The sequence below is a fragment of the Streptomyces racemochromogenes genome (assembly GCF_044129415.1).
Classification (GTDB): Bacteria; Actinomycetota; Actinomycetes; order Streptomycetales; family Streptomycetaceae; genus Streptomyces; species Streptomyces racemochromogenes_A.
Genome location: NZ_JBBDHD010000204.1, coordinates 1 through 8,383, shown reverse-complemented (window position 1 = coordinate 8,383; position 8,383 = coordinate 1). Strand labels below are relative to the sequence as shown.

At 73.7% G+C, this 8,383-nt stretch carries 5 protein-coding genes; 2 read left to right on the top strand and 3 right to left on the bottom strand.

Annotated elements, in window-relative coordinates:
• Positions 1 to 73: 73 nt before the first annotated feature.
• On the bottom strand, positions 74 to 2,422 hold the full coding sequence (locus WDV06_RS35125; protein WP_395513874.1) for a glycoside hydrolase family 31 protein: 2,349 nt from the start codon (positions 2,420 to 2,422) through the stop codon (positions 74 to 76).
• 207 nt (positions 2,423 to 2,629) lie between these two features.
• Between WDV06_RS35125 and WDV06_RS35120 the strand changes: the two genes are divergently transcribed.
• Together WDV06_RS35120 and WDV06_RS35115 are read left to right on the top strand one after the other, a co-directional pair.
• The gene (locus WDV06_RS35120; protein ID WP_395513873.1) at positions 2,630 to 4,606 is read left to right on the top strand and encodes an acetoacetate--CoA ligase; all 1,977 of its coding nucleotides are present in this window, start codon (positions 2,630 to 2,632) and stop codon (positions 4,604 to 4,606) included.
• Positions 4,607 to 4,676: 70 nt separating this feature from the next.
• Entirely contained in the window at positions 4,677 to 5,585 is a 909-nt protein-coding gene (locus tag WDV06_RS35115; RefSeq protein ID WP_395513872.1) for a hypothetical protein, read from the top strand.
• An 82-nt stretch (positions 5,586 to 5,667) separates the two neighbouring features.
• On the opposite strand, the gene ptsP is transcribed toward WDV06_RS35115, so the two are convergent.
• The gene (ptsP, locus tag WDV06_RS35110) at positions 5,668 to 7,338 is read right to left on the bottom strand and encodes a phosphoenolpyruvate--protein phosphotransferase (protein ID WP_395513871.1); all 1,671 of its coding nucleotides are present in this window, start codon (positions 7,336 to 7,338) and stop codon (positions 5,668 to 5,670) included.
• Positions 7,339 to 7,423: 85 nt separating this feature from the next.
• Complete coding sequence (locus WDV06_RS35105; protein ID WP_395513870.1) at positions 7,424 to 7,873, bottom strand: PTS sugar transporter subunit IIA; 450 nt, start codon at positions 7,871 to 7,873, stop codon at positions 7,424 to 7,426.
• Between the last annotated feature and the right edge of the window lie 510 nt (positions 7,874 to 8,383).

Here is an 8,383-nt window from a genome sequence, read left to right as displayed (position 1 = left end):
AAGGCCCTCACCCGTTCAAGATCCCTCAGCCGAGACCTGCGTCACCCGTCCACAACCTCCCGGGACAGAACACCTAGACCCCCCGCACCTCCACCCCGCTCACCACGGCGCCCCCCTCGTCCTCCACCACCACCGCCTCCGCGGCCCACCGCACGGTGTACCGCTCCACCTCGCCCGCCTCGAACCCCGGCCCCGGATCCCGGACCACCACCCCGCCCCCGGTCCGCCCCCGCGCCGGAGCCCACGCCTCCAGGCCCACCGACCCGTCCCCGCGCCGCACCGGCAGCACCGACCCCGCCCGCGCCAGCACCGGCGCGCGCCCGAGCGGGGCGTCGAGCAGCACCTGCCCCGGCCCCTCGTGCGCCGCCCCCGTCGCCGTGTCGTACCACCGCCCCCGCGGCAACCGCACCGCCCGCCGGTCCGCCCCGCACTCCAGCACCGGCGCCACCAGCAGCGCGTCCCCCAGCAGGAACGCGTCCTCGCAGTCCCGCAGCCTCCGGTCCTCCGGCGCCCCCCACCACACCGGCCGCACGTACGGCGCCCCCGTCCGCCTGGCCAGGTGCGACAGCGTCACGAAGTACGGCCGCAGCCGCTCCCGCTCCGCCAGCACCCGCGCCGCCCCCTCCGCCACCTCCGGCCCGAACTCCCACGGCTCCCGCCGCCCCGCCCAGATCGCCGAATGCGTCCGGAACAGCGGCAGGTACGCCGCCAGCTCCAGCCACCGCAGGTACAGCTCCGGCGACGGCGAGCCCCCGAAGCCCCCGACGTCCGGGCCCGAGTACGGCACTCCGCACAGCCCGAGCCCCAGTACCAGCGCCAGCGACGCCCGCAGCCCCTCCCAGCTGCTCTCCACGTCACCGGACCACGTGCCCCCGTACCGCTGCATCCCCGCCCACCCCGACCGGGAGAACAGGAACGGCCGCTCGCCCGGCCGCAGCCGCACCAGCCCCTCCCACCCCGCCCGCGCCATCCCCAGCGCGTACACGTTGTGCCCCTCCCGGTGATCGCCGCCCGCCCCCTCCAGCACGTGCCGCGCCGACCGGGGAAGCGTCGCGTCCCCCCAGGGAGCGAACGACACCGGCTCGTTCATGTCGTGCCAGAACCCGGAGAAACCCTGCGCGAGCCGCTCCCCGTACAGGCCGCCCCACCACTCCCGCACCGCCGGATCCGTGAAGTCCGGATAGGCGCACTCACCCGGCCACACCTCCCCCCGCACCTCCCGCCCCTTCCCGTCCCGCACGAACGCCCCGTGCGGCCCGACCTCCAGCCCCGACGCGTGCACCGCGTCCCCCGCCTTCACCGCCGGGTCCACGATCGACACCAGCCGCACCCCCGCCCCGCCCAGCTCCCCGGCCAGCCCCGGCAGATCGGGGAACGCCTCCCGGTCCACCGTGAACACCCGGTGCCCGTCGTAGTGGTCGATGTCCAGGTGCACGGCCGACAGCGCGAGCCCCCGCTCCGCGTACCCGGCCACCACCCGGCGCACCTCCGCCTCGCCCCCGAAACCCCACCGCGCGTGCTGGTACCCCAGCGCCCACTCCGGCGGCACGGCCGGCGACCCCGTCAGACCCGCCCACCCCTGCGCCACCCGCGCCGGGGTCCCCGGCAGCACCCAGCACCGCGGAGGCCCGCCCTCCAGGCGCAGCTCGCTCGACCCCGGCCGGTCCGCCCCCGAACCGGCCCCCTCCTCGCCCTCGCGCAGCACCACCCGCCCGTCCCAGGTGTTGTCGTAGAACGCCAGGTGCGTCCCGGCGTCCGCGACCACCACCTGGACCGGCATCGTGATGTACAGCGGATCGGTGCCCGGCCCGAACCCGCCCTTCGGGTCGGTGTTCCACAAGCGGTACTCCCCGTCCCGCAGCCGCGGCCCCCGCGCCCGCCCGCCCAGCCCGAAGAACCGGGCGTCCGCCGGCACCTCCGCCCGCTGGAGCCACCGCGAGCCGCCCGGAGCCGCCCCCTCCACCGGATCCCACCAGCGCGGCGGCAGCTCCCGCCGCAGCACGGCCCCGCCCGGGGTCCGCACCTCCACCGCACCGTGCCGGGACACCGCCACCGTGACCCGCTCCGAGACCACCCGCCAGCCGCCCCCGGTGTCCGGCTCCAGCACCGCCCGCGGATCGGGCTCCGGCCCGCCGCCCAGCACCGCGTACGAGGGCTCCGCGGCGGCGCCGTCCCAGCCCCAGAACACCGCACCGCCCACGACCACCCGCACGGTCAGCTCGCTGCGCGCGAACCGCAGCACGCCCCCGCCCGGCCGCGGCTCCGTACCCTCCAGCAGCCCCGGCACCCGAGCCCGCTCGGGCCCCCGCGGAGGCAGCCCCTCCGCGTCCGTCCGGCGGTGGCGCAGCGCCGCGCGCCAGGCGCGCCGCCCGCGCGCCGTACCGATCTCTGCCACCGCACGCACCAGTTCACGACCGTCCATGGCGTCACCCTGCCACCGGCCCCCCGCCGAGCGGGCGGCGTTCAGCTGCCGTTCACCCGCGAACGGAACACCCGGCCCCGGAGACGGCCCTGGTGCGGATGTCGATCACATGGCATCGTCCCTGTGAGCCGCCGCGCGCACACCGCCGCAGCGGTGGCACCGTACGCACACGAAGCGCGAGCCACAGACTTGACCGGGAGCCGACCCATGACCTCTGCCACCCAGCCGGAACCCCTCTGGTCCCCGGGCCCCGACAGGATCGCCGCGGCCCGCGTCACCGCCTTCCAGGCCTGGGCGGCCGAGCGCTTCGACGCCCCCGCCGAGGGCGGGTACCCGGCGCTGCACCGCTGGTCCGTCGACGAGCTCGACACCTTCTGGCAGGCCGTCGCGGAGTGGTTCGACGTACGGTTCACCACCCCCTACGAGAGCGTCCTCGCCGACCGCACCATGCCCGGCGCCCGCTGGTTCGCCGGCTCCACCCTCAACTACGCCGAGCACGCCCTGCGCGCCGCCGAGGACCCCGCCCGCGCCGCCGACGCCGCCCTCCTGCACGTCGACGAGACCCACGAGCCGACCCCCGTCACCTGGGCCGAGCTCCGCCGCCAGGTCGGCTCCCTCGCCGCCGAGCTGCGCGCCCTCGGCGTCCGCCCCGGCGACCGGGTCAGCGGCTACCTCCCCAACATCCCCGAAGCGGTCGTGGCCCTCCTCGCCACCGCCGCCGTCGGCGGCGTCTGGACCTCCTGCGCCCCCGACTTCGGCGCCCGCAGCGTCCTCGACCGCTTCGAGCAGGTCGAACCCGTCGTCCTGTTCACCGTCGACGGCTACCGCTACGGCGGCAAGCAGCACGACCGCCGCCAGACCGTCGCCGAGCTGCGCGAAGGCCTGCCCTCGCTGCGCGCCGTCGTCCACATCCCGCTCCTGGGCACGCCCGCCCCGGAGGGCACCCGCGCCTGGTCGGAACTGACCTCCTCGGACACCGAACCCGTCTTCGAAGCGGTCCCCTTCGACCACCCGCTGTGGATCCTCTACTCCTCCGGCACCACCGGCGCGCCCAAGGCGATCGTCCAGTCGCAGGGCGGGATCCTCCTCGAACACCTCAAGCAGCTCGGCCTGCACTGCGACCTCGGACCCGATGACCGGTTCTTCTGGTACACCTCCACCGGCTGGATGATGTGGAACTTCCTCGTCTCCGGCCTGCTCACCGGCACCACCGTCGTCCTCTACGACGGCAGCCCCGGATACCCCGACACCGGCGCCCAGTGGCGCATCGCCGAGCGCACCGGGGCCACCCTCTACGGCACCTCCGCCGCCTACGTCATGGCCTGCAAGAAGGCCGAGGTGCACCCCGCCCGCGACTTCGACCTCTCCGCCGTCAAGTGCGTGGCCACCACCGGATCCCCGCTGCCGCCCGACGGCTTCCGCTGGCTCCACGACGAGGTCGCCGACGACCTGTGGATCGCCTCCGTCAGCGGCGGCACCGACGTGTGCAGCTGCTTCGCCGGCGCCGTCCCCACCCTCCCCGTCCACATCGGAGAGCTCCAGGCCGCCTGCCTCGGCACGGACCTCCAGTCCTGGGACCCCTCCGGCAAGCCCCTCACCGGCGAGGTCGGGGAGCTCGTCGTCACGGCCCCCATGCCCTCCATGCCGATCCACTTCTGGAACGACGCCGACGGCAGCCGCTACCGCGACAGCTACTTCGAGATGTTCCCCGGCGTCTGGCGCCACGGCGACTGGATCACCATCACCGACCGCGGATCCGTCGTCATCCACGGCCGCTCCGACTCCACTCTCAACCGGCAGGGCGTCCGGATGGGCTCCGCGGACATCTACGAGGCCGTCGAACGCCTTCCCGAGATCAAGGAGTCCCTGGTCATCGGCCTGGAGGAGCCGAACGGCGGCTACTGGATGCCGCTCTTCGTCCACCTCGCCCCCGGAGCCGTCCTCGACGAGGCCCTCCGCAAGAAGATCGCCGCCACCATCCGCGAGCAGCTCTCCCCGCGCCACGTCCCCGACGAGGTCATCGAGGTCCCGGCGGTGCCGCACACCCTGACCGGCAAGCGCATCGAAGTCCCGGTCAAGCGCCTCCTCCAGGGCACCCCGATGGCCAAGGCCGTCAACCCGGGCTCGGTCGACAACCCGGACCTGCTCGCCTTCTACGAGGAGCTCGGCCGCACCCGGCGGTGACTGTCAGTGGGCATGGTTACGCTGAGTGAGCAAGTCGTCGCGCCGCCCGGCGCGCCACTCAGGGGGAGCCATGAACACCACGCCCGACCCGTCCCGACCCACCTCCCGCCTCCGCCGCGAGCTGCGCCGCGAGGTCCCCAGCACCGTCGGCCTCCTCGCCGACGCCAGGGACTTCGCGGCCATGCGGGACTACCCCACCTTCGCCTTCCACCCCGACCACGACTACACCGACTACCTCCGCCACATCGACGCCCTGCTCCGCTCCCTCGCGGCCCAGGGCATCCACACCACCGTCGCCCTCTTCGACCCCGACGAGTACGCCGACTACTGCGCCGAACACGGCCTGGACCCCGACAGCGCCCCGACCCGGACGCGCTTCACCGCCGAACTCGCCTGCGGTCCCGCCCTGCCCTACACCGGCCAGCCCGTCGAGGAACTCGTACCCCTCCTCGTCGACGCGGCCGTCCGCCAGGCCACCTGGGAGTACGCCGGCGCCGTGCTCGCCGGCGTCGGGGAATGCGCCGACTGCGGCGAGGACATCGGCCGGGCCTCCTTCGAGCGCGCCTCCACCCTCCTGCGCCGCCTCGTCGACGGAGCCGGCCCCGGCCACCACCACCTCGTGTGCAGCATCCCCACCGAGGAGGAGCAGCTCACCGCCGTCCTGCACGCCGAAGGCCCCGCCGAACCGGGCGGCCCGCCCCGCACACGGGGCCGCGACGAACTCGACTTCCTGACCGTCCTGGCCGCCGGCCTCGCCCTCGGAGGCCCCGGCGGCCTGGTCCTGCGCAGCACCACCGAGGGCTTCCGCGACCGCGTCCACGGCTGGCGCCTGGACCGCGGCCGCCTGCTCGCGCTGAGCGCCGCCGCCGTCTTCGACGCCTACTGCACGGACGCCGACACCGGCGACCCCGTCGCCCCGGAACCCGGCGTCGAATACTGCGCCGGATACGAGGTCGACGGCCCCGGCCCCCACGACTAGCCGAGGGCCCGCCCGGTGCGGAAACGACCGAGGGGCCCCCGCCGCCGGCGAAGGCCCCTCGATCGGTACGGCGCGCGTCCGGCTACTCGCCCGACAGCACCGCCTGCGCGGCCACGCGCGCCTCTTCGGCGCTGTCCGCGGCCCGCGCGGCCGCGGCCGCGCGCTCGCACTGCGCGAGCGTGTACTTGGCCAGCGTCGCCCGCACGTACGGGATCGAAGCCGAACCCATCGACAGGGAGGTGACACCCAGACCCGTCAGCACACAGGCCAGCAGCGGGTCCGACGCCGCCTCACCGCAGACACCGCAGCTCTTGCCCTCCGCCTTGGCGGCCTCGGCCGACATGGCGATCAGGTCGAGCAGCGCCGGCTGCCACGGGTCCTGGAGCCGCGACACCGCACCGACCTGGCGGTCGGCGGCGAAGGCGTACTGCGCGAGGTCGTTCGTTCCCAGCGACAGGAACTCGACCTCCTGCAGGATCGAGCGCGCCCGCAGAGCGGCGGAGGGGATCTCCACCATCGCACCGAACTTCGCCACCAGACCGGCCTCGCGGCAGGCGTCCGCGAACGCCTTCGCGTCGATCCGGTCGGCCACCATCGGGGCCATGACCTCCAGGTAGACCGGCAGCCCCTCGGCTGCCTTGGCCAGCGCCGTGAGCTGCGTACGCAGCACCTCCGGGTGGTCCAGCAGCGTACGCAGACCCCGTACGCCCAGCGCCGGGTTCGGCTCGTCCGCCGGCGTGAGGAAGTCCAGCGGCTTGTCGGCCCCCGCGTCCAGCACGCGCACGACCACCCGGCCCTCGGGGAAGGCTTCGAGCACCTTGCGGTACGACTCGACCTGCTTCTCCTCGGACGGGGCCTTCTCGCTGTCGTCCAGGAACAGGAACTCCGTGCGGAACAGGCCCACGCCCTCCGCCCCGGCCTCCACGGCCGCCTGCACGTCCGCCGGCCCGCCCACGTTCGCCAGCAGCGGCACCTTGTGCCCGTCGGAGGTGGCGCCCGGACCGGACGAGGCGGCCAGCGCCGCCTTCCGCTCGGCGGCCGCGGCCTCCAGCTCCGCCCGCTTCTCGGCACTCGGCTCGACGAACAGGTCGCCCGTGCTGCCGTCCACGGCGATGACCGTGCCCTCGGCGATCTCCCCGGCACCCGGTAGCGCCACGATGGCCGGCACGCCGAGCGCCCGCGCGAGGATCGCGCTGTGGCTGGTGGGCCCGCCCTCCTCGGTCACGAAGCCGAGCACCAGCGCCGGGTCGAGCAGCGCGGTGTCCGCGGGGGCCAGGTCCCGCGCGATCAGCACGTACGGCTCGTCGCTGTCCGGCACACCCGGCATCGGCACGCCCAGCAGGCGGGCCACGATGCGGTTGCGCACGTCGTCCAGGTCGGCCACCCGGCCGGCCATGTACTCCCCGGCTCCCGCCAGCAGGTCGCGGTAGGACGCGAACGCGTCGTAGACGGCGCGCTCGGCCGTGCTGCCGACGACGATCCGCCGGTCCACGTCCGACATCAGCTCGGGGTCCGTGGCGATCATCGCCTGGGCCTCCAGCACGTGCTGTGCCTCGCCGCCGGCCAGCTGGCCGCGGGCCATCAGGTCCGCCGACACGGCTTCCACGGCCTGACGGGCGCGCCCCTGTTCGCGCTCCGCCTCGTCCGCGGCGATCTGCTTCGCCGGCGGCTCCAGCACGGCCGTACCCATGTGCCGCACCTCGCCGATCGCCACACCGTGGCTCACGCCGACGCCTCGCAGCGTTGTCTCCATTTCACCGTCTCCGATTGAGCGGCGGGCGGAGCCGCCGCGGTGGATGTCCGACTCGCCCGCGGGAGCAGGCGGACGCCTTGAGGTCCTACTGCCAGCCGAACAGGACGTCGTCGGTCTTGACGTCCCCGGACTCGACCAGACCGGAAAGCGAGTCGGCCGTCGCCTCCAGCGCCACGACGGGGCACACGGGGGACTTCCCGGCGGCCTCGACGGCGGCCGGGTCCCAGCGGATGACCTCCTGGCCGCGGACCACCGTGTCGCCCTTGTTCACGAGCAGCTCGAAGCCCTCGCCGTTGAGCTGGACGGTGTCGATCCCGAGGTGCGTCAGCACGCCGTGCCCCTCACCGTCCACCACGACGTACGCGTGCGGGTGCAGGGAGACGACCACACCGTCGACGGGGGACACCGCGGCCGAGGGCTCGCGCACGGGGTCGATGGCGGTGCCTGGACCCACCATCGCGCCGGAGAACACCGGGTCGGGCACTGCCGCGAGTCCGATGGCGCGTCCGGCGAGGGGGGACGTCACGCTGGTCATGGGGGGCCTCCCAGGGGGTGGGGCTGCTTCGTGTGAAGGATATTGCACAGCTTGTACAGGTTCGCCCGATGCCGGTTCCCGACCCGGGCGCACCTGCTAGACACGGAGACTAGTGGACTAGACCGGTGGACTAGACCATACGCGTGAATGGATTTGCCTGCGCTGCACGGGAGCTGTACTGTCGTGACTCCCGCCGAGACGTGTTCCGTGAACATCTCGCGAACAGTCGATGGACGGGACTCCTCCTCAAGCAGTGACGATCTCGATCCCCACTCCTTTTCGGCGTGCCTTTGTGGTGCGACGGAGGGTGGTCGGAGAGAAGGAAAAGCACTGATAGAGTCGGAGCCGCCGGAAAGGGAAAAAGCGAAAGCGAAGGACCTGGAAAGCGAGCGAGAAAGACTCTGATAGAGTCTGAATCGCAAGAACGAAAGCTCGGAGGAAAGCCCGAGAGGGTGAGTACGAAGGAAGCGTCCGTTCCTTGAGAACTCAACAGCGTGCCAAAAATCAACG